This window comes from Varunaivibrio sulfuroxidans, assembly GCF_029318635.1.
In the GTDB taxonomy this organism is placed as follows: Bacteria; Pseudomonadota; Alphaproteobacteria; order Rhodospirillales; family Magnetovibrionaceae; genus Varunaivibrio; species Varunaivibrio sulfuroxidans.
In genome coordinates, this window is sequence record NZ_CP119676.1 from 1508302 (window position 1) to 1528285 (window position 19984).

The 19984-nt window shown below is 59.7% G+C and carries 20 protein-coding genes; 14 read left to right on the forward strand and 6 right to left on the reverse strand.

The window, feature by feature from the left end; translation table 11 throughout:
* Positions 1-4 precede the first annotated feature (4 nt).
* The 9 genes from P3M64_RS07155 (at position 5) to P3M64_RS07195 (ending at position 9725) form a co-directional block, all read left to right on the forward strand.
* Positions 5-574: a hypothetical protein gene (locus P3M64_RS07155; protein WP_132939398.1), complete on the forward strand. Its 570-nt coding sequence runs from the start codon at positions 5-7 to the stop codon at positions 572-574.
* Positions 574-2475 (forward strand): hypothetical protein, encoded by a 1902-nt coding sequence (locus P3M64_RS07160; protein WP_132939397.1) that lies wholly within the window; start codon positions 574-576, stop codon positions 2473-2475. Before P3M64_RS07155 ends, P3M64_RS07160 begins: the two co-directional genes overlap by 1 nt.
* A gap of 212 nt (positions 2476-2687) precedes the next feature.
* Positions 2688-3128 (forward strand): hypothetical protein, encoded by a 441-nt coding sequence (locus P3M64_RS07165; RefSeq protein ID WP_132939396.1) that lies wholly within the window; start codon positions 2688-2690, stop codon positions 3126-3128.
* 79 nt (positions 3129-3207) lie between these two features.
* Positions 3208-4572, forward strand: coding sequence for a hypothetical protein (locus P3M64_RS07170; protein ID WP_132939395.1), 1365 nt, complete (start codon positions 3208-3210; stop codon positions 4570-4572).
* Positions 4572-6887, forward strand: coding sequence for a DUF7483 domain-containing protein (locus P3M64_RS07175; protein WP_322111144.1), 2316 nt, complete (start codon positions 4572-4574; stop codon positions 6885-6887). The genes P3M64_RS07170 and P3M64_RS07175 overlap by 1 nt, the downstream gene beginning before the upstream one ends.
* Before the next feature lie 3 nt (positions 6888-6890).
* Positions 6891-8444 carry a phage terminase large subunit gene (terL, locus tag P3M64_RS07180; protein ID WP_165886341.1) on the forward strand — a complete coding sequence of 518 codons (1554 nt, stop codon included), beginning with the start codon at positions 6891-6893 and terminating at the stop codon, positions 8442-8444.
* Positions 8445-8532: 88 nt separating this feature from the next.
* A complete protein-coding gene (locus P3M64_RS07185) occupies positions 8533-8847 on the forward strand; it encodes a hypothetical protein (RefSeq protein WP_132939393.1) in 315 nt (104 codons plus the stop codon).
* Positions 8844-9332 (forward strand): cell wall hydrolase, encoded by a 489-nt coding sequence (locus tag P3M64_RS07190; RefSeq protein ID WP_132939392.1) that lies wholly within the window; start codon positions 8844-8846, stop codon positions 9330-9332. Before P3M64_RS07185 ends, P3M64_RS07190 begins: the two co-directional genes overlap by 4 nt.
* A 9-nt stretch (positions 9333-9341) precedes the next feature.
* Positions 9342-9725 carry a 3TM-type holin gene (locus tag P3M64_RS07195; RefSeq protein WP_132939391.1) on the forward strand — a complete coding sequence of 128 codons (384 nt, stop codon included), beginning with the start codon at positions 9342-9344 and terminating at the stop codon, positions 9723-9725.
* Positions 9726-9764: 39 nt separating this feature from the next.
* On the opposite strand, the gene scpA is transcribed toward P3M64_RS07195, so the two are convergent.
* The gene (gene scpA / locus P3M64_RS07200) at positions 9765-11939 is read right to left on the reverse strand and encodes a methylmalonyl-CoA mutase (RefSeq protein ID WP_243644788.1); all 2175 of its coding nucleotides are present in this window, start codon (positions 11937-11939) and stop codon (positions 9765-9767) included.
* Between the two features lie 461 nt (positions 11940-12400).
* On the opposite strand from scpA, the gene P3M64_RS07205 reads away from it, so the two are divergent.
* Positions 12401-12841, forward strand: a complete 441-nt coding sequence (locus P3M64_RS07205) for a GcrA family cell cycle regulator (RefSeq protein ID WP_132939390.1) — start codon at positions 12401-12403, stop codon at positions 12839-12841.
* 93 nt (positions 12842-12934) lie between these two features.
* On the opposite strand, the gene P3M64_RS07210 is transcribed toward P3M64_RS07205, so the two are convergent.
* The 5 genes from P3M64_RS07210 to gluQRS all read right to left on the reverse strand — a co-directional run bounded on the left by P3M64_RS07210 (position 12935) and on the right by gluQRS (position 16856).
* The gene (locus P3M64_RS07210) at positions 12935-13399 is read right to left on the reverse strand and encodes a FliG C-terminal domain-containing protein (protein WP_132939389.1); all 465 of its coding nucleotides are present in this window, start codon (positions 13397-13399) and stop codon (positions 12935-12937) included.
* 208 nt (positions 13400-13607) lie between these two features.
* Positions 13608-14540 carry an exopolyphosphatase gene (locus tag P3M64_RS07215; protein WP_132939388.1) on the reverse strand — a complete coding sequence of 311 codons (933 nt, stop codon included), beginning with the start codon at positions 14538-14540 and terminating at the stop codon, positions 13608-13610.
* A 33-nt stretch (positions 14541-14573) separates the two neighbouring features.
* On the reverse strand, positions 14574-15383 hold the full coding sequence (locus P3M64_RS07220; protein WP_132939387.1) for a CheR family methyltransferase: 810 nt from the start codon (positions 15381-15383) through the stop codon (positions 14574-14576).
* A 22-nt stretch (positions 15384-15405) separates the two neighbouring features.
* Entirely contained in the window at positions 15406-15771 is a 366-nt protein-coding gene (locus tag P3M64_RS07225) for a response regulator (protein ID WP_132939386.1), read from the reverse strand.
* Positions 15772-15965: 194 nt separating this feature from the next.
* Positions 15966-16856, reverse strand: a complete 891-nt coding sequence (gluQRS, locus tag P3M64_RS07230) for a tRNA glutamyl-Q(34) synthetase GluQRS (RefSeq protein ID WP_207893172.1) — start codon at positions 16854-16856, stop codon at positions 15966-15968.
* A 297-nt stretch (positions 16857-17153) separates the two neighbouring features.
* Here gluQRS and P3M64_RS07235 point away from each other — a divergent pair, with 297 nt between their 5' ends.
* The 4 genes from P3M64_RS07235 (at position 17154) to rpsD (ending at position 19955) form a co-directional block, all read left to right on the forward strand.
* Positions 17154-17678 carry an HPP family protein gene (locus P3M64_RS07235; RefSeq protein WP_243644787.1) on the forward strand — a complete coding sequence of 175 codons (525 nt, stop codon included), beginning with the start codon at positions 17154-17156 and terminating at the stop codon, positions 17676-17678.
* A gap of 122 nt (positions 17679-17800) precedes the next feature.
* The gene (locus tag P3M64_RS07240; RefSeq protein ID WP_132939385.1) at positions 17801-18478 is read left to right on the forward strand and encodes an alpha/beta hydrolase; all 678 of its coding nucleotides are present in this window, start codon (positions 17801-17803) and stop codon (positions 18476-18478) included.
* Between the two features lie 127 nt (positions 18479-18605).
* Complete coding sequence (locus P3M64_RS07245; RefSeq protein WP_132939384.1) at positions 18606-19169, forward strand: HNH endonuclease; 564 nt, start codon at positions 18606-18608, stop codon at positions 19167-19169.
* Positions 19170-19337: 168 nt separating this feature from the next.
* Positions 19338-19955: a 30S ribosomal protein S4 gene (gene rpsD, locus P3M64_RS07250; RefSeq protein WP_132939383.1), complete on the forward strand. Its 618-nt coding sequence runs from the start codon at positions 19338-19340 to the stop codon at positions 19953-19955.
* Positions 19956-19984: the final 29 nt, after the last annotated feature.

Here is a 19984-nt window from a genome sequence, read left to right on the forward strand (position 1 = left end):
CGCAATGGCGTTCAGTTCGATTGCGCTGTGTTCGCGCGCGTTGCTGAAGTTGGGGGCGAACACCATCGCCTCGTTCGATGAAGGCACGGTGGAAGCCGAGATCGCCGGAAATTTATATCAGCCGGTCAGAGACGGCTTGCTGTCGGCGTATCCCTGGAGCTTCGCCACCGGTCAGGTCACCCTGGCGCGCCTCAACGCGCAACCCATCGCCGATTTCGCTTACGCCTATCAGCTTCCGGCCGATTTCGTGCGGGTGTTGTCCGCCGGGTCCGGCGGTCGAGGACGGGGGGTGAGCTACCGCATCAGCGAACGCAGACTGCACACCGACGCCCAGGAGGTGGTGCTCACCTATTTGTTCCGTCCCGCGGAAAGTGAATTTCCGCCCTTTTTCAATCTCGCCCTAATCGCGCGCCTAGCCGCGGAATTTTGCATCCCCCTAACGGAAAGCACGTCGCGCTCACAGGCGTTGTTCAGCTTGGCCGATCGAGAATTTCGCCACGCAAAAACCGTCGATTCGCAACAGGACATGCCGGGGCGGATCGAAGATTTTTCCTTGATAGAGGTACGCAACTGATGTCCCTGATCACGGTTCAAAAAACGAGCTTCGCTTCGGGCGAATTGTCGCCGCACCTGTTGGGGCGCGGAGATTTAAGCGCCTATGACAACGGCGCGATGAAACTGCGCAATGTTTTCATTCACCCCACCGGCGGACTGACGCGCCGTTCCGGGCTACGGCATGTGGCGACGGCGCGCGGCAATGGCCGTCTGGTCGCCTTCGAATTCAATGTCGCGCAAATTTATCTGTTCGTCTTCAGCGACGGTTTTGTCGAGATTTATCACGGCGACGTCAAGGAAACCGAACTGGCGACCCCCTGGACGGCGGCCCAGATCGCCGAACTGAACTGGGTGCAAAGCGCCGACACGATGCTGGTCGTCCATCCCGACGTTCCGCCCAAGAAAATCGTGCGCTCGGGAGCCGGCGTCTGGGCGCTGGAAGACTGGGTATACGTCGAAAAGGCGGGGCGGCGTTTCGTTCCTCACCATAAATTCACCGATGGGACGATAACCCTTCAGGCCAGCGCCACCACCGGAACGATCACCGTTACCGCCTCGGCGGCGGTCTTTCAAGCCGGTCACGTCGGTTGTCGCTTTCGCCTGCAGGACAAGGATATTGAAATTACATCCGTGTCCTCGGCGACTTCGGCCCAGGCGTCGGTCAAGGAAACCCTGGTGTCCATCGCACCCAGCGAAGATTGGGAAGAGCAGGCCTTTTCCACCGTGCGAGGATGGCCACGAAGTGTCTGCTTTCATCAAGACAGAATGGTGATTGGCGGATCACGCGACGAACCCAATCGCCTATGGATGTCGAAATCGTCCGATATTCTCAATTTCGATCTGGGAACCGGTCTGGACGACGAGGCCATCGAATTTGCGATCCTATCCGATCAGATCAACGCCATCCGCGCCGTCTTTTCAGGACGTCATTTGCAGATATTCACCTCGGGAGCGGAATGGATGGTTTCCGGCGAGCCGCTAACGCCGAGCAGCGTTCAGATCAAGCGCCAAACGCGGGTCGGCTCTCTCACCGACCGAACGGTCCCACCGCGCGACGTCGATGGCGCGACCCTATTCTCCTCGCGCAGCGGCCATGAACTGCGCGAATTTTTGTTCACCGATGTCGAACAGGCCTATCAGGCGGTGGACCTCGCCTTGCTCGCCCGGCACCTGATCAATGCGCCACGGGACCAGGACTTCGACAAGAAGCGGCGGCTGTTCCACCAGGTGATGGGCGACGGCACGATCGCGACGGTGACCGTTTACCGCGCCGAAAAAGTGACGGCCTGGAGCGCCCAGCAGACCCAGGGCGCGTTTAGGTCGATCGCGGTGGTGGGGGATCAAACCTACGTTTTGGTTCTCCGCGGCGCCCAATACAATATCGAAGCCTTCGACGAAACCCTGAATGTGGACGGCGGGGTGTCGATGTCGGCGGCCGCGCCCCAGGATGTCTGGTCGGGGTTATCGCATCTGGACGGGATGTCGGTGAAGGTCTTCGCCGACGATACCGTCCATGCAGATGCGCTCGTCAGCGCGGGACAGATTACGCTGTCTTACCCCGCCAGCACGGTGGTCGCCGGATTGGGGTATGCCCATGTGATCGAGCCGATGCCACCGTCGGTCGCAACTCAGCGAGGGGGCGTTCAGGGCGGTAAGGTGCGCCCAATCTCGGTTACCTTCCGCCTGGAGAATACCGGCGCCCTGTATCTGGATACCGGAAAGGGGCTCGCGGAAATTCCCTTCAAGCGCTTTGGCCAAACATACCTGGATGCGCCGATCGTCCTTTATACCGGCGATAAGACGGTGCGCGCCCTAGGCTGGCGACGCAACGGCATCGCCCCATTGTGGCGGATCGAACAGGACACCCCACTGCCCTTCACCCTACTTTCGGTCACCACCGAAATGAATATCAACGCCTAGGGTCAGGACCTCTTCATCTGGTGCGTCTGGTTTGTGAAAAATGTCACAGGCCTAGGAGAAGACTTGCCGGAAGTGCCGTTCACTTTCAAAAGTCTTCGACGACGTTCCTGGGGCATTTTTCACAAATTCCTGCAGGACGGGATGAAGAGGTCCTGACCCTAGTTCCGAATATTTTCGGCCCGGAAATAAAGCAGAAATAAAGGAGACGACCCATGGCGGCTTTTGCGACGGCTTTGCCGATCATCTTATCGGGAGCAAACATGCTTCTCGACGCCAATCAACAAAATAAACAACGCAAACTACAAAACGCCCAGAGCCGGGCGCAAGAAGCCCTTCAGGCGCAACAGCAGGCCGACGCGCGAAAAAGATTTGACGCCCAGAATAAAGAAAACCTGAGCCGCGCCCTGGCGGCGCGGCGGGCCAGCGCCGCCGCGCGCGGCATGGGCGGCGTGGGCGGCTCGGCGGACGCCGTCATGAACGGCTTGATCAGCGAAAGCGAGAAACAGCGCCGCAATTTCCTGACCGACCAGAGTTTCGCGCGTAATTCCCTGCTCGGCCAGAACGCCTTTCAAAGAAAGAAAAACCTGCTCGATCAGCAAACGTCGTTTCTGGACGCCGGATTGGGTTTCGCAAAAAAGCAATGGGGAGGGTAAGGCTCGTAAGGGATTCTCATTTGGCGAAAACAAAACCAAACGGAGGATGCGGGCATCCCCCCTGTAGAGGAGATGATCGGTGACGACACATATACGGATTAACGATATTTCGCCGCGTATTCAATACGTTGGCGACGGCGTGCAAACGCAGTTCACATTTCCCTTTCCGGTGTTCAACAACGGCGATCTGGCGGTTTATCTGGGCGGCGCGACGCAGGCCCTGAGCGTGGATTACACCGTCAGCGGCGCGGGCGCGGACACCGGGGGCGCCGTGACGTTCACCATCGCTCCCGGCAACGGCGCCTTGGTGACGCTGCGCCGCAATTTGTCCATTCATCGCACCAGCGATTTTCAACAAAGCGGCGAATTTCGCGCTAAAGTGATCAACGACGAGTTGGACTATCAAACCGCAGTACTTCAGGAATTATCCGAAATTCAGTCGCGCACGCCCCAGCGGGCGATGACGTCGTCGTCAACGGCCGACCTGACGCTTCCCGATCCCGCAGCCGGGGCCACATTGATGTGGAACGCGACGGCGAACGGCATCGCCAACGGCCCGGCGGCCGGTCAAATCTCCGCCGCTCAGGCCAACGCCACGGCGGCGGCGGGCAGCGCCGCCAGCGCCGCAACGTCCGAAACCAACGCCGCCGCCAGCGCCGCCACCGCACTGGCGGCCACCGTGGGCAAGTACGACAGACACGTTCACATCGCCTTTGCCGATAGCCCCTACACCATCGCCGCGCCCACGGTTGACACCCTGATCACCGTCGATACCACGGCGGGCGATGTCACCGTCAACCTGCCCGCCAGCGCCGGGGAGGCGGACAACCGCCTACTTGGAATCAACAAAAGCAGCGCCGTGAACACGGTCACGATCACGCCAAATGGGACCGATACGGTCGGCGGACTGGCCTCGTTCGTGATGTTCGACGCCACGGAATGGTGCGATCTTTACCTCGATAAGTCGGCCGCCGACTGGCAGATGGGCAACCTGTCGTACACCGCGGCGGGGGCGGGACTGAGTAAGACCGGAAGCACGTTGTCGGTCGCTACCGGCGGGGTCGGCGTGGCCATGCTCGCCGCCCCGGCGCGACCTTACGACATCGGCTTCACGGCGGGTTTCGATAGCACGATGGCCCCGGACGTGCTGGCGGTGCGGGTTTACGGCGAGATCGTCGCGGCGCGGGCGATGTCCTTGATCGGCGAGGTCGCCGCCATCGCGCTCGCCCCCACCGGTGCGGCGGCGGTCTTCGACGTCCTGCTCAACGGGGTTTCGGTTTACACCACCAAGCCACAATTCGCCGCCGCCACGACGCTAACACCGGGCGTGCTGGCGACAACTGCCGTCGCTGCGGGCGACCGCCTGACGTTCGCCTGCACCCAGACCGGCAACGCCGAGCCGGGACGCGGCGTCACTTTCACCATGCAAGGGGAGTTGGCGTGATGGGTATGATCCTCAGCCCCTTTTCATCATCCACCGGCGCAAACGACGCCGTCAAAGACGCCGCCCTTCTCGACGGCGTGTCCGGATATCTGTCGCGCACGCCCGTGGTGGCGGGAAACGGTGGCGTGTGGTCGTTTTCCTGTTGGGTGAAACCCACAGCCACAGGAACGGTAAGGTCATTATTTTCAGACGCCGCGCCGACGTTTAGCACGATCGTTCGCATTATGGACACAGACCAGATTGCCGTGGATATCGCCAATCAGGTGGACACGTCTTTCAGATTGACGACAACCGCCGTTTTTCGGGATGTTTCCGCTTGGATGCATGTTCTCGTGGCGGTGAATACTTCGGCGGCGACAGCCGCGGACCGCGTGAAAATATACGTCAACGGCGACCTCCAATCGGTGACGGGGACGTACCCGACGACCGCCTTTGGCGGCGGGTTGTCCGCGTCCTACCCGTGGACGATCGGGTATAACCATTCCGCAGCCCCATACGATTATACGGGATATATTGCCGCCGCCGTCTTTACCGACGGCCATACCCTGACCCCAACCATTTTCGGAAAAACCGACCCCGTTTCGGGCAACTGGACGCCCAAGAAGCCCAACGTGGCGGCCTACGGGGCCAACGGGTTTTACCTCAATTTCAAGAATGGCGGGGCGCTGGGCGCGGACGTGTCGGGAAATGGAAATAATTTTATTGCCACCGGAATCGTGACACAAAGCACGGATACGCCGACGAACAACCATGCCGTTTTGAACCCGGCGACAAACCTATCGAAGGCGGGCGGTTTTTTTTATAGAAACGGCAACCGGACCGTCGTGACCGCCCCGGCAAACACCAATTATTGCAGAACCGAGAGCACATTTTATTTTTCCGGTTTAACGGGATGCCGTGCGACAATCACGCATATCGGCCAGGCGACCTCGACCTTCGTCGGCGTGCGCAATGTCGATACCGGAACTTTGTATGCATTTCGCGCCGACGGGCAGTGGTTCGACGGGGCGGCGTGGTCCGTGTGGGCCGGCGGATGGATCGACGGCGACGTTATTGTCCCGCTGTGCGACCCGGTGAGCGGCGAATTAACATTTATAAGGTCCGGTGTCGGCGTGGGCGCAAAAACCATCCCGCCCGGAAATTACATCTTCGTATTCAACGCCGTCGGCGGCGTCTCCACCGGCGGCCAGTGGGATGTCGATTTTAACGATGCGTATGTTGGAACGACGTATCTGTCCAAAACATACGGTGTGTTGACGACAAACGGCCTAACCCCCGTCACCGGCAAGAACGTCCATGATCATTTCAATACGGTGGCGTATACCGGGGGCGTGCCGACCATTACGGGGGTTGGGTTCCGACCCGACTTCATGTGGGTAAAATCCCGATCGCTCATCAGCAATCACGTCCTGTTCGATAGCGTCAGGGGGTTGATAGCCCCGGCGTCCGGGGAAATATACCCAAATCTTACGAATGTGGAGGCGGCGACGGGCGCGATCTCATCGATGTCGGGTGACGGTTGGGCGTACAATCTGACTGACGCCAACTATAACGGCATCGGGGATACCTATGTCGCCTGGTGCGCGAAGCTGCCTAACATCGTGACCTCCGGTTGGGCGGGTTCGCCGACCATCACGCCGACGGAGGAAAGATGCAACCCCACCTTGGGCATGAGCATCGTCTCCTACACGGGAAACGCAACGCTGGGGGCGACGATACCCCATAGCCTGGGCAAGAAACCCGCGGTGGTGATTGTTAAAAATCGCGTCCTCGGAATCGGGCAGTGGATGGTGTATCACCGGTCCCTGGGGGCCACGAATTATCTCTTGTTGCAGGATACCTATGCAACGCTGTCCAGCGTGTCCGCCTGGAACAATACCGCGCCGACCGCGCAATTGATTACCTTGGGGAATTTTGACCACGTTAACGCCGCGGGAAGCCCCATGATCGCCTACATCTTCGCCGAAAGCGACTTTATCAAGGTCGGCGGCTATACCGGCAACGGCCTCGCCGACGGACCGTTCGTGAACGCAAACATAAGTCCGGTGTGGACGATGACGAAGCGCACCGACGTCGCGGACGGCTGGTATATCCAAGACGACGTGCGCGCGCCCGCCAACCCCCGTAGCGCCTACCTTCGCGCCGACGCGACGGCGGTGGAGGATACCTCCGCCGTCCTTACCGACTTTACCGCAACCGGGGTCAAAACACGGACCACCTTGGCGGCCACCAACGCCCTCGGCGGGACCTACGTCTACCTGATGATCGGACAGCCCCTCGGCGGACGAAACACAACCGAAGCCGTCGGGAGATAGGCGATGGATGGTCACGGCGTAGCCCGGCGCAACCCGTCACGCGTCCCCGCGGTTTCGCACGATTTCGAAGACGACACGTTTGACGCCTTCGTCGCCCAATGGAATGCGGCCCAGGATCAAGCATACCCGAAATTGCACAAAACCATGGTGTGTTGGCTCGAAAAATGTTGGCGTGAGAACGCGCATGAACTCCTGCTGATGGCCTTTCGCAACTCGGGGAAATCGACCCTGGTCGGCCTGTTTTGCGCCTGGATGTTAAGCCGCGATCCGACGCTCCGGATCATGGTGTTGGCGGCCGACCTAGCGCTGGCGCGCAAGATGACGCGCAACGTTAAGCGGATCATCGAACGCCACCCCCGATGCGCCGGCCTTAAGCCCAAGCGGGCGGATCAATGGGCGTCCGATCAGTTCACCGTCAACCGCGAGGGCGAATTGCGTGACCCGTCGATGTTGGCCAAGGGGATCAGCGCCAACGTCACCGGGTCGCGCGCCGACATCGTGATTTGCGATGACGTCGAGGTACCGAATACCTGCGACAGTCCGCAAAAACGCGCCGATCTGCGCCAGCGCCTGGATGAAATCGATTACGTGATCGTTCCCGGCGGGGTGCAGCTTTATATTGGCACGCCGCATACCTATTACACCATATACGCCGAAACGCCACGCCTGGACGCCGGTGAGGAAGTCCCCTTTCTGAGCGCCTTCAAACGGTTGGAATTGGCGGTGCTCGACGAGGACGGGCATTCACGTTGGCCGGAGCGTTATCCCTTGGAGAAAATCGCGCGTATGCGCTTGCGTTCCGGTCCCAACAAATTCGAGAGCCAGATGATGTTGCGTCCGGCCAACTATGCCGATGGACGGCTCGACCCCGATCTTCTGCGCCGCTACGATGAAGAATTGCTTTATGTCGAGGGCAACGCCACGGCGACGCTGCGCCTTGGGGCGCGTCGCCTGGTTTCGGCCTCGTGCTGGTGGGATCCGGCCTACGGCGCGCCGGGCAAGGGTGACGCCAGCGTCATCGCCTGCGTGTTCACCGATGAGGAGGGATCGTACTGGCTGCACCGGGTAGCGTATCTACAACACGATCCGGACCGGACCGCGGCCGAAGCCGAAGCCATCCAGCTGTGCCGCCAAGTGGCGATCTTCGTCGAAGACCTTCACCTGCCCTCGATCACGTTGGAAACCAACGGCATCGGGCGCTTCCTGCCGGGCCTGCTGCGCCGCACCCTAGCCGAGCGGGGGGTCGCCTGCGCGGTGGTCGAACGGGCCAGCCGCACGTCCAAGACGCAACGTATTATCGACGCCTTCGACGCCCCCCTGGCGGCGGGCACGCTCCACGCCCATGCCGGGGTGTGGTCAACGCCGTTTATCGCCGAAATGCGCGAATGGCGTCCGGGCGCGAAAATGCGCGATGACGGCCTCGACGCGGTGTCCGGTTGCCTCCTGGACGAGCCGGTGCGCCTGTCGCGCCGCCCCCTTCCCGGACGCAAGGACCTTCGCGCGCGCTGGCGCTCAGGCGCGACGCCGCACAAGGCGGTGACCGACTTCAGCGTCTAGGGTCACGAGACCAAAATTTCAAATCCGAAGCCCCGCCCGCGCGGGGTTTTTTTTGTCCAAAACCGCATACCGATAGGAGATATCCCTCATGAGTCACGCCTGGAACATCACTCTGGTCTGGTGGATCACCGTCGTCGAGCTGCCCGCTTTGGCGGGGTTATTCTGGATTATCTGGAGCACCGCCCGCCAATCCCGCGAGGCTATTGACGACGTCGAAAAAAACGTCGAATTGGCGCTCGTTCACCTACGCCAAAACCTGGACGCCTACAAACTCGACGTGGCGAAATCCTACGCCTCGATCGCCTATATTAAGGACGTCGAACGCCGCCTCACCCGCCACTTAATCCGAATTGAAGAAAAACTCGACCAGCAACGCGCCCCGCGCGTGGGCGGTGGCGCATGACCGCCCCCATACCCGCCACCGCCAAGGAAAATGGCGCACGACCGACGACAAACGCCATGCCTCCCGAGGATCGTCGCCACACGGTCGATATCCTGGCGCGCACCCTGTACGGCGAGGCGCGCGGCGAAAGCCTGGCCGGAAAAGAGGCGATCGCCGCGGTCGTCATCAATCGGGTAGCGCGCGCGAAAACGCGCGGCGGTTATTGGTGGGGCGACACCATCGCCGAAGTCTGCCAAAAACCCTGGCAGTTCTCGTGCTGGAACGAGAGCGATCCCAACCGCCGTAAAATCCTCGCCGTGCGGTCGGGAAACCGGATTTTCGACAGCTGCCTTCGCATCGCCCGGCGCGCCGAGGCGGGGCTGTTGCGTGACGAGACGAAGGGCGCCACTCACTATCACGCCTGCAATATCAATCCACCCTGGGCGCGCGGCAAGGCGGCCTCGGTCGAAATCGGACGTCATCTGTTTTATAACGACATCGAGTAGGAGAAAACCATGCTACCCGCCATTATCGCCCCCCTACTCAGCGGCTTGTTCTCGATCATCGACAAGACCGTGGAGAATAAGGACGAGGCCCAGAAAATAAAATCCCGGCTTCAGGAAATGACGCTTCAGGGCCGCTTTCGCGAAATCGAGGCCGCCGCCGACATTATCCGCGCCGAGGCGCAAGGCGACAGTTGGCTGCAGCGCAACTGGCGGCCGATGCTGATGGTGCTGTTCGGCGTCATCATCGCCAACAATTATCTGGTCGTTCCCCTGTTCGGCACGCCGGCGGCGGAAATTCCACCGGACTTGTGGGCTTTGTTAAAATTGGGTGTCGGCGGCTACGTCCTGGGCCGCAGCGCCGAAAAAAGCGTGCGGGCGTTGAAGGAAAAATAGCCCCCTCGCCATGCCCCCCGCCCATCCCGGAGCGCCGCGCTATGCCTGGACGCGCCGACGACGGATAACCGCGAGCACTTCGCGGGCGGCGGTGGGGATGTGGGTTCCCGGCGGGAAAATGGCGGCGACGCCGGCATTTTTGAGGGCGGTTTGGTCGCGCGCCGGAATGACGCCACCGCAGACCACCGCGATATCGTTAACGCCGCGTTGCTTCAGCGCCGCGATCAGTTCGGGCACCAGGGTCTTGTGCCCACCCGCCTGGGTCGAGACTCCGATCACATGCACGTCGTTTTCCAGGGCTTCCTGGGCGACTTCGTCCGGGGTCTGAAACAAGGCGCCGATATCGACCTCGAAACCGATATCGGCGAAGGCGCTGGCGATCACCTTGGCGCCGCGATCATGACCGTCCTGGCCCATCTTGGCGACCATCATGCGTGGCCTGCGCCCGCGCTCGGCGGCGAACGCGGCGGCATCGGCGCGCACCGCGGCGAAGTCGGGATCGTCGCCATAGGCCGCCCCATAAACGCCGCTGATGGCCCGATTTTGCGCCTGGTGGCGGGTGTAGACTTGGGCCAACGCCTCGGAAATTTCACCCACCGTGGCGCGCGCGCGCGCGGCGACGACGGCGTCTTCGAGAAGGTTTCCTTCGCCCGACGCGGCGTCTTTCTTAAGAGCGCCCAGGGCGGCGTTCACCGCACTTTGGTCCCGTGTTTCGCGGACGGTTTTCAGACGGGCGATCTGCGCCTCGCGGACGCGATCGTTGTCGATTTCGAGGAGGTCGATCTCCTCCTCGTCGGCGTTGGTGTATTTGTTGACGCCAACCAACGTCTCCTCGCCACGGTCGATGCGGGCTTGTTTGCGCGCGGCGGCCTCCTCGATGCGTTGTTTGGGCAGGCCCGCCTCGACGGCGCGGGTCATGCCGCCGATAGCCTCAACCTCGGCGATCAGTTCGCGCGCTTCTTGAACCAGGGACGCGGTCAAGGCCTCGACATAATAGCTGCCGCCCAAGGGATCGGCGACGTGGGTGATCGCGGTTTCTTCCTGCAAGATCAGTTGGGTGTTCCGTGCGATGCGCGCCGAAAACGGCGTCGGCAGGGCCAGCGCCTCGTCCAGGGCGTTGGTATGCAACGACTGCGTGCCGCCCAGCGCGGCGGCCAGCGCCTCGACGGTGGTGCGCACGACGTTGTTGTATGGGTCCTTGGCGGTCAACGAAACTCCCGAGGTCTGGCAATGGGTACGCAGCATCGACGAGCGCGGGTCCTTGGGAGCAAATTCGCCCATCAACTGCGCCCACAAAAGACGCGCCGCGCGTAATTTCGCGACTTCCATGAAAAAGTTCATGCCGATGGCGAAAAAAAACGACAGCCGAGGGGCGAAGGCGTCAACCTCCATCCCCGAGGCGATCGCCGTGCGCACATACTGCACGCCGTCGGCCAGGGTGTAGGCCAGTTCCTGAACGGCGGTCGCGCCCGCCTCGTGCATGTGATAGCCCGAAATCGAGATCGAGTTGAAACGCGGCATGCGCCGCGCGGTGTAGGCGATGATGTCGGCGACGATGCGCATCGACGGTTCCGGCGGGTAGATATAAGTATTGCGCACCATGAACTCCTTGAGAATATCGTTCTGGATGGTGCCCGACAACTTCTCCGGGGCGACGCCCTGCTCCTCGGCGGCGACGATATAGCCCGCCAAAACAGGAAGGACGGCGCCGTTCATGGTCATGCTGACGCTCATCCGGTCGAGCGGAATGCCGTCGAAGAGAATTTTCATGTCCTCGACGCTGTCGATCGCGACCCCCGCCTTGCCGACGTCGCCGGCGACGCGGGGGTGATCGGAATCATACCCCCTGTGGGTGGCCAGATCGAAGGCCACCGATAACCCCTTTTGCCCCGCGGCCAGGTTGTCGCGGTAAAAGCGGTTGGACTGCTCGGCTGTGGAAAACCCGGCGTACTGACGCACCGTCCATGGCCGCCCCGCGTACATCGTCGCCCGAGGGCCGCGCACGAAGGGAAACAGGCCGGGAAATGTATTCAAGTGCTCAAGACCCTCAAGATCGCGCGCGGTATATAGAGCCTTGATCGCGATCCCCTCGGGGGTTTCGTGGCGGAGCAGATCGACGTCGCCGCCTTTGAGTTCCTTGCGGGCGAGGTCGATCCAGTCGCGTTCCATTTCTCCGGGTTTGTATGGCGCATCGGCGGGGAAAGTTGTGCTCATCGTCCGGAAATCTCCGCGTTGCTTGCGTTTGGGGCGCGTCCTCACCCAGGAATATCGTGAGTATATCGAAGGAATATGGTGCGTGTGAGGGGATTTTTACGCACCTGTGCATAAGGTGGAAAAGCTGTGGACATCTCTGTGGATAAAATACCATATTTAGTTATGGGGTTGTTTTTCTCCGGTAAATATAGTATCCAATTCAAAGCGGTCGTTTCCTATGTCTCGTATTGCCTTGTGCCGTGTCCCCGCGTCGTATTTCGTGCGCCGGCGGAACGTCTGGGTATCTTAGGGTTTTGGGTGAAGGTAACGATGGGGGCGCGGTTGGGGGCGCGGTTCGGCGCTTCCATGGGAGATACGCCCAGAGGGGATGCGCCCGGGCATGTTGCGCCCGCCAAAAATTTTCACACGGCGCGCATTTTGCCGATGTGCGCCCGGATAGAAAAATAGGACGGATCGAGATCATGAGCACTATTGATTGGACCACGGAACGCACCAACACATTGATCGCTTTGTGGAATGAGGGGTTGCCCACCAGTGAAATCGGTCGTCGCTTGGAAGTGACCAAAAACGCCGTCGTTGGCAAGGTGCATCGTTTGGGGTTGAAGAAACGAGCCTCTCCGATCCGCGCCGCGTCCGCGCCGTCCACGCCGAAAACCGAACGGCGCAAGGAAGCGCCGACCGCCACCGAAGCCAAGATCGTACGCCTCGACGCGCTCACTTCGAACATGTGCAGTTGGCCCGAAGGCGAGCCGGGAACCTCTGATTTTCATTTTTGCGGCAGCCCCGCCGTGACCGACAAACCTTATTGCGCCGCCCATTGCGCGCGCGCTTATGTGCGCACCAGCAAGGGCGCGCGGAGCAATAACGCGAAGAATGCCGCTTCGGCGGGCGCTGCTGCCTAATAGGATTTTCCGTTCATCACATCCCGCAGGGACATCGCGATTTTCCGTCTCTCGACTTTCCTCGCGCCCGGAACGCGGCCCGAAGCATAGGGGTCACGTTTCGGGTGCGGCGGCGTCCATCATGCCGTCGTCATGCAACTTTTGGATGAGTTGATTGAGGTTGTCCATGGCCCGGCGCATATCGGCTTTGGGGACCCCCTCTGTAAAGCGGAAACTCAAGTCCTCTTCATACATTTTGCGCGCGCGCGCGCTCATGTTCGCGTACAGGGTTTCAATCAGCGCTGCATCGCCCTCGCCCATTTTCAAGAGGATGAGAATATCTTCATCCTCGGCGCTGAGGATGAATTTTTGCACCCCCACGGCGTTCGCCGCCTTGAGCGCCGCACACAAAGCGCCGAAGGTCTCCAGAGGGTTCGCCCGCACGCCGATGTCGGGGGCGATGACGCCGACGATCTCCGCCAGAAGTTTTTTAAGCTGCCTGGCGTCCAGGGCGATATGTGTGTCGCCAAAGGCGATACGGAACGTATTCGCCGAAGTTTTGTTGGCCGTGATTTTCATCTGCTGCGCGCCCCCCTCTCGCGGCCGCGACGGCCCCGCGCACAAAAATCATGCCGCGGGAGGCCTTCGAAATTATCCGATCACCCTACCGGACGCCCCCCTCCAACGCCATCTTCCGAACGACAACCATGTAAGCGACAACCATGTAAGCGAGAAAGCGGGATAGGGCGTTCACGCAAGATCCGGGCGCGGACGGCGGCATTGTGGGCTATCCGTCGGCATTGATCCGCGCGATGAGTTCTTTGAGCACGGTTTCGGCGCGTTCGTTGTCGATACGACAGGTTCCCGCCGAGGCGTGGCCCCCGCCGCCATAATGCAACATCAACGAGCCGACTGAAGTCTTCGATGTTCGGTTCACGATTGACTTGCCGACCGCGAAAATGGTTTGCGTTCCATCGTCCTTGCGCGTGATTTGGATGGAGATATTGCAAGCCGGAAAAATGGCGTAGAGCGTAAAGCGATTGCCGGCGAAGACGATCGGCTCGTCCCTCAGATCGACCACCACCAGGTTTTTATGGATCTTCGCGCTTCGCCGCAGCTGCAGCTCGAATTTTTCCTCATGGGCCATGTATAGCTGGGCGCGCTCGCGAACGTCCGGGATGGCGAGAATTTCTTCAACCGGATGGTGACGGCAATACAGCATCATGTCTTTCATGAATTGTTCATGGCTGATGGAGAAAGTGTCGAACCGTTGCAGTCCGGTGCGCGGATCGAGAAGAAAATTCAACAGCGTCCACGGCCCCGGAGCGAGAATTTCCTCTTCGGAATACTGTGCGGAGTCGGCCTTGTCCACGGCATCCATCAAATCTTTGGATATGGCGTCGAGGGCGCCGTCCTTGTCATAATAATTGTAGACGACGCGGGCGGCCGAAGGGGCGTTGGGATCGATAATGTGAGACGAGGGACGTTCGGCGATGCGTTGGGTTTCACTGAGATGGTGATCGAAACACAGATGAACGCCCGGCACATAGGGTAGATTGGTGGTGATGTCGTTCGCCGTGATCGCGATTTTTCCGTCCTGCATATCTTTCGGTTCGGCGAAGATGACTTCGTCGATGATGCCGATTTCCTGCAACAACGCACCCGCTACGACGCCGTCGAAGTCCGCCCTGGTCACCAATCTATATTTTTTGTCAGACATCACTACTAGGACCCGTCACTTTTTTGCATTTCATCAGGTCAGCGTGTACACGCCACGCTGACCGGCAAGGGGCTTAAACTTGTCGGAGACGCCAAGCACGGTTTCGGCGCCGCCAAGAAACAACATCCCGTCCTTGGGCATCAACCGTGCGATCGAATCTAACACTTTTGTCTTCGTCGGAGCGTCAAAATAAATGAGGACATTTCGACAAAAAACAATGTCAAATTTACCGAGGCCCGCCGGATCTTCAAGTAAATTGAAATATTTGTAGGTGATCATCTTGCGCAGTTCCGGCTTGATCTGCCAACTTTCGTCTTTCTTCTCAAAATATTTCAATAACAGCTGAATAGGCAGCCCGCGCTGAACTTCGAATTGGGTGTACAGCCCATCCTTGGCCTTGTTGAGAATATCGTGGGAAATGTCGGTGCCGACGATATCTATCTTCCAATTCGCCAACCGAGCGCCCAGTTCTTTCAGCACGATCGCGATCGAATAGGGCTCTTGACCACTGGAAGCGGCGGCGCACCAGACGCGGAGGCTTTTTCGGCTCGCGCGGCTCTCCAAAAAGGGCGGTAAAACGACATCCCGTAGCAAGTCGAACGGCTTGATATCACGAAAGAAAAATGATTCATTCGTGGTCATCGCCTCGGTAACCTGAACGATCAGAGCCTCGTCCTTGCGGGTGCGAATGGCACTGACCAGCTCCTCGAGACTCGACAGGCTGTTCTTGCGCGCAACAGGCATCAGGCGGCTTTCGAGGAGGTAGGACTTGTCCGGGGTCAGCACAAGCCCGGAGCGTCCCTTGAGCAGGGTGCTGATGAAGTCAAAATCAGCAGGGGTCACGGTATCTCTCCCTAGCGAAGCCTTAAATCAACCCGACCTGGGCGAATTTGGCCTGAATAATCTCGGAATCGAACGGCTTCATAATGTATTCGTTCGCGCCCGCGCTCATGGCTTCTTGAATGTGTTCAAGATCGTTTTCCGTCGTGCAGAATACGACGATGGGCTTGTCTCCGTTGGGGAGCTTCCGCAATTCGACAAGATATTCGAGGCCGTTCATGACCGGCATGTTCCAATCCAGCAACACGGCATCGGGCATCGACGCCTTGCTGGCGTCCAGGGCTTCCTGGCCATCGGCGGCTTCCACGGTTTCAAACTCCAACTCTTGAAGAATTTTCCGGGCGACCATGCGGATGACCTTGGAATCATCAACAATCAAACAGGTTTTCATATGCGATCCAATTCTTACGGTGGCGTCGTGTCTTACGGTGGTGTCGCGCCTCGATACTCGTGATGCCGTCCGTGACCTCGATAGATACCGAGAACACCCCACTGGCACGGATAAAATCCAAGTTGTTCTTATTGATCATTAGAGGGATGAAGCCTTTTCTGCAAGCCTTTAAACGCGATCACTTATGGGTAACGTCAGGTATTTTCATCGATCTTCTCTTCCACCATTGTGCGAACATCGCCCGAACTCAACCCGCGCCGTCTCAAGGCGCGCAAAGTGACGCCGCTGTCGCGCTTGGCCAAGCGTCTTCCCTGGCTATCGCATAACAGCACATGGTGGTGGTAAAGCGGCGTTTCAAGCCCAAGAAGCGCCTGAAGCAAACGATGGATGTGCGTGGCGTGAAAAAGATCCTCGCCGCGGGTGACCAGGGTCACTTCCTGCGCGGCGTCATCGAGCGTGGCGCTGAGGTGATAACTGGTGGGGATATCCTTGCGCGCAAGGACCACATCCCCGAACATTTCCGGCGCGGCGCGCACTTCGCCGCGCCGGGCGTCGCGCCAAAACAACGGCGTCGTTTCCGCACCCGTTTGCGCCAAGGCCGCGGCCATGTCGAGCCGCCAAGCGTGGGGGACGCCCTCGGCGATCCGCGCGGCGCGGACTTCGACGGACAGCCCCCGGCAAGTTCCGGGATAAAGCGGCCCCCGCGACGCCGAATTTTCCGACAAATGCGGCGCGCCGCCCGCCGCCGCGACTTCGTGGGCGATATCCTTGCGGGTGCAAAAGCAAGGATAAACCAGTCTCCGGTCCCGCAACGACCGCAAGGCTTGGGCATAAACCTCAAGGCGTTGCGATTGCCTCAACACCGGCGCGCGCCAGTGAACGCCGAGCCAGGCGAGGTCTTCGAAGATCGCCTCGGCGAAGGTCTCCGAGCAGCGGGTATGGTCGATATCCTCAAGGCGAAGGTAAAAACGCCCGCCCACCCGCCGGGCGTACCCGGCGGCGAAAAGCGCCGCATAGGCGTGCCCCAGGTGAAGATATCCCGTGGGACTGGGAGCGAACCGGGTAATCATGGGCGGTGACGTCATGATGCTTTTTTTTAATTTAGACTTATGTAATATACGTGGGGCGCAATCTCGGCGGACAGTAGTCGGCTGACGATCATGGACCGAATTTTTACGAAAACATATCGTGCAAAGGGACCGCACAAATTGCAACGCCCTAAAATAAAGGGGACGGCCCCAAGATAAAAAACATCCGCGCTAAAAAACAAAATTTAAACCAGGGCAAGGCCGTTAGGAAAAAATGTAATGATCCGCGTTGGCGTCGCCTAGACCAACGACTGTCGAGGGCGCGCCGCGCATCGTAACTTGGGGAGAAAAATATTGAGACGTTTTATAACCAGGCACCATCCCGCGGGGCCCCAGTGGTCATGGATCAAGGCCGGGGTCGGCGCGACTTTGGGCATTGGCGTGGTCGGCATGATGGGATATTTTTCTCATATGCCGTTGCTTATCGCGCCTTTTGGGGCCTCAAGCGTGTTGTTGTTTGCGGTGCCTGAAAGCGCCCTGTCGCAACCGGCCAATGTTGTCGGCGGGCATGTCTTGGCGACGATCGTCAGCATCGCCCTGCGCAGCGTCCTGCCCGGCGACTGGTGGGCGATCGCCGTCGCCGTGGGCGTGGTGGTCGCGGTGCTGGCCTGGGCGCGCCTGACCCATCCTCCGGCCGGCGCGGACCCGATCGTTGTTTTTCTCATGCATCCGGGCTGGTCGTTTATTTTTCTTCCTGTATTGTTGGGGGCGGTCGCCTTGGTCCTGGTCGCGACCATCGTCCATATGATCCCGCCACGCGTGGTTTATCCAGCCCACCATTTGGGCGCGGTGGCGGTCGAAACCGACGATGGAAGCTGACGATGGAAGCTGACGATGGAAGCTAATGAACGTTAAAGATGGGGGCCGCAAGACGCTTGTGACTTTCCTCAAGTATTTTCGACGTGCTCACATCATTTGAAAGTCACGATCTGGGAGATAAGATGGAGACTCTACCTCAATTAAGCGGCCCGCAGTACGCGCCTTTGAACGGCGAACCCGCGCGGTCCTTGGTGATTTTTTTGCACGGCGTCGGCGCCAACGGCCAGGACCTGATCGGCCTGGCGCCGCTTTTTCAGCGAGCCGTTCCCGACGCCCTGTTCATTTCGCCCGACGCCCCGTTCCCCTTCGACCTGCGGGGCGAAAATGCCCGGCAATGGTTTTCCCTTCAGGTGCTCAGCCCGGCGGGTCGCCTGAAGGGCGTGCGCGAGGCGGCGCCGATCTTGGATGCCTTTATCGACCAACAACTCGAAAAATTGGGGTTGGACGACACCCGTTTGGCTTTGGTGGGCTTTTCCCAAGGCGCCATGATGGCGTTGCATGTGGGTCCCCGGCGCAAAGGACGGATCGCGGGCATTCTCGGCTATAGCGGAATGGTTTGCGGCGGCGATCGTCTGGCCGATGAAACCTCCGCCCGCCCACCCGTCCTGATGGTCCACGGCGACGACGATGCGATCGTCCCCCCGGCGGCCATGGAACAAACGGTAGAGGCCTTACAGGCTGCGGAATTTGACGTCCGCGCCCATATGCGCCCAGGCCTCGGCCACGGCATTGACGAGGAGGGCATCCGCCTCGGCGCGGCGTTTTTGAGCGACGTGCTCGGAGGCCCAACCGCGCAATGAGCACGCGAAAATCAATGGACGCGCGGGAGAACGGGTTTCCCGCGCGTCACAATTCTTTCATCACGAGAAATGTAGGACTTAAGCACAAGATATAGTATTCTCCCGAAACAAGAAGGGAGAATACGGTTTGTCTGCACTTGCCGGTCAATTTCCTGCGCTGGTCCTGAACGCCGATTTTCGGCCACTCAGTTATTTTCCGCTGTCCTTGTGGTCGTGGCAGGATGCGATCAAGGCGGTATTCTTATCCCGGGTCAATGTCGTCTCGCAATACGAACGCCGGGTGCGCTCGCCGGGTCTCGAAATGGCGCTGCCCAGCGTCATCTCCCTGAAGGAATACGTGCCCATGGCCCGGCGCCCGGCGTTTACGCGCTTTAACGTTTTTCTGCGCGATTTTTTCACCTGCCAATATTGCGGCGACCGTTTGCCCAGTGAGGACCTCACCTTCGACCACGTCGTCCCACGCGCGCGTGGCGGGCGGACGACCTGGGAAAACGTAGTGGCGTGCTGCGCGCCGTGCAACGTCTTCAAGGGCAGTCGCCTGCCCGCGCAATGCGGAATGACGCCGCTGTCGCCGCCCCAGGCCCCCAGCGCCTACAGCCTGTTGTCCAATGGGCGTTTTTTTCCACCCAACCATCTGCACGAAAGCTGGCGCGATTTCCTCTATTGGGACAGCGTCCTCGAACAAGGATAGCGGCGCTAGGCGGCGAAAAGCCTTGCCTTTACCGTCATATTGCGTATATTTCCCGCCTTCTTCCCGAGAATGTGGGCCCAATGTGACCCCGTTCGTCTGCGGGCGTCTTGCGACGCGCGCCTGGCGAAACTATCGGGACAACAACAGCCGATTAACGGATAGGTACCAATGACAAAGCGTATTCAATCGAAGTACAAGATCAATCGCCGCCTCGGCGTCAACCTTTGGGGACGCCCCAAAAGCCCCGTCAACGCCCGCGAATACGGCCCCGGACAACACGGCCAGCGCCGCCGCAACAAGCCGACCGATTTCGGCATTCAGTTGATGGCGAAGCAAAAGCTGAAGGGCTACTACGGCAATATTTCGGAAAAGCAGTTCCGCCGTTACTATAATGAGGCCGTGCGCCGCAGCGGCGACACCTCGGAAAATCTCGTCGGCCTTCTGGAACGCCGCCTGGATGCCGTGGTCTACCGCATGAAATTCGTCCCAACGGTCTTTTCCGCACGTCAGTTCGTCAATCACGGCCATGTTCTCGTCAATGGCAAGCGGGTCAACATTCCTTCTTATATGGTCAAGGAAGGCGACGTCATCACCGTGCGCGAAAAATCACGCGGCATTCCGATGGTGATCGAGGCGGCCAATTCGCCCGAACGCGACGTCCCCGATTACATCAACGTCGATTTCAACAAGCTTGAGGGATCGTTTCAGCGCACCCCCATTTTGGAAGACGTTCCCTATCCGGTGCAGATGGAACCCAATCTGGTGATCGAATTTTATTCGCGCTAAAAAGCGCGCCGCCTTCGCCCAGCGCGCGG

What these genes read in the sequence shown, in the direction of transcription:
- P3M64_RS07210 (WP_132939389.1), bottom strand. Translation starts at nt 13,399, where the DNA reads ATGAAAATCACGGCCAACAAAACTTCGGCGAATACGTTCCGTATCGCC.
- P3M64_RS07160 (WP_132939397.1), top strand. Translation starts at nt 574, where the DNA reads ATGTCCCTGATCACGGTTCAAAAAACGAGCTTCGCTTCGGGCGAATTG.
- scpA (WP_243644788.1), bottom strand. Translation starts at nt 11,939, where the DNA reads ATGAGCACAACTTTCCCCGCCGATGCGCCATACAAACCCGGAGAAATG.
- rpsD (WP_132939383.1), top strand. Translation starts at nt 19,338, where the DNA reads ATGACAAAGCGTATTCAATCGAAGTACAAGATCAATCGCCGCCTCGGC.
- P3M64_RS07185 (WP_132939393.1), top strand. Translation starts at nt 8,533, where the DNA reads ATGAGTCACGCCTGGAACATCACTCTGGTCTGGTGGATCACCGTCGTC.
- P3M64_RS07190 (WP_132939392.1), top strand. Translation starts at nt 8,844, where the DNA reads ATGACCGCCCCCATACCCGCCACCGCCAAGGAAAATGGCGCACGACCG.
- P3M64_RS07215 (WP_132939388.1), bottom strand. Translation starts at nt 14,540, where the DNA reads ATGTCTGACAAAAAATATAGATTGGTGACCAGGGCGGACTTCGACGGC.
- P3M64_RS07195 (WP_132939391.1), top strand. Translation starts at nt 9,342, where the DNA reads ATGCTACCCGCCATTATCGCCCCCCTACTCAGCGGCTTGTTCTCGATC.
- gluQRS (WP_207893172.1), bottom strand. Translation starts at nt 16,856, where the DNA reads ATGACGTCACCGCCCATGATTACCCGGTTCGCTCCCAGTCCCACGGGA.
- P3M64_RS07240 (WP_132939385.1), top strand. Translation starts at nt 17,801, where the DNA reads ATGGAGACTCTACCTCAATTAAGCGGCCCGCAGTACGCGCCTTTGAAC.
- P3M64_RS07165 (WP_132939396.1), top strand. Translation starts at nt 2,688, where the DNA reads ATGGCGGCTTTTGCGACGGCTTTGCCGATCATCTTATCGGGAGCAAAC.
- P3M64_RS07175 (WP_322111144.1), top strand. Translation starts at nt 4,572, where the DNA reads ATGGGTATGATCCTCAGCCCCTTTTCATCATCCACCGGCGCAAACGAC.
- terL (WP_165886341.1), top strand. Translation starts at nt 6,891, where the DNA reads ATGGATGGTCACGGCGTAGCCCGGCGCAACCCGTCACGCGTCCCCGCG.
- P3M64_RS07155 (WP_132939398.1), top strand. Translation starts at nt 5, where the DNA reads ATGGCGTTCAGTTCGATTGCGCTGTGTTCGCGCGCGTTGCTGAAGTTG.
- P3M64_RS07225 (WP_132939386.1), bottom strand. Translation starts at nt 15,771, where the DNA reads ATGAAAACCTGTTTGATTGTTGATGATTCCAAGGTCATCCGCATGGTC.
- P3M64_RS07205 (WP_132939390.1), top strand. Translation starts at nt 12,401, where the DNA reads ATGAGCACTATTGATTGGACCACGGAACGCACCAACACATTGATCGCT.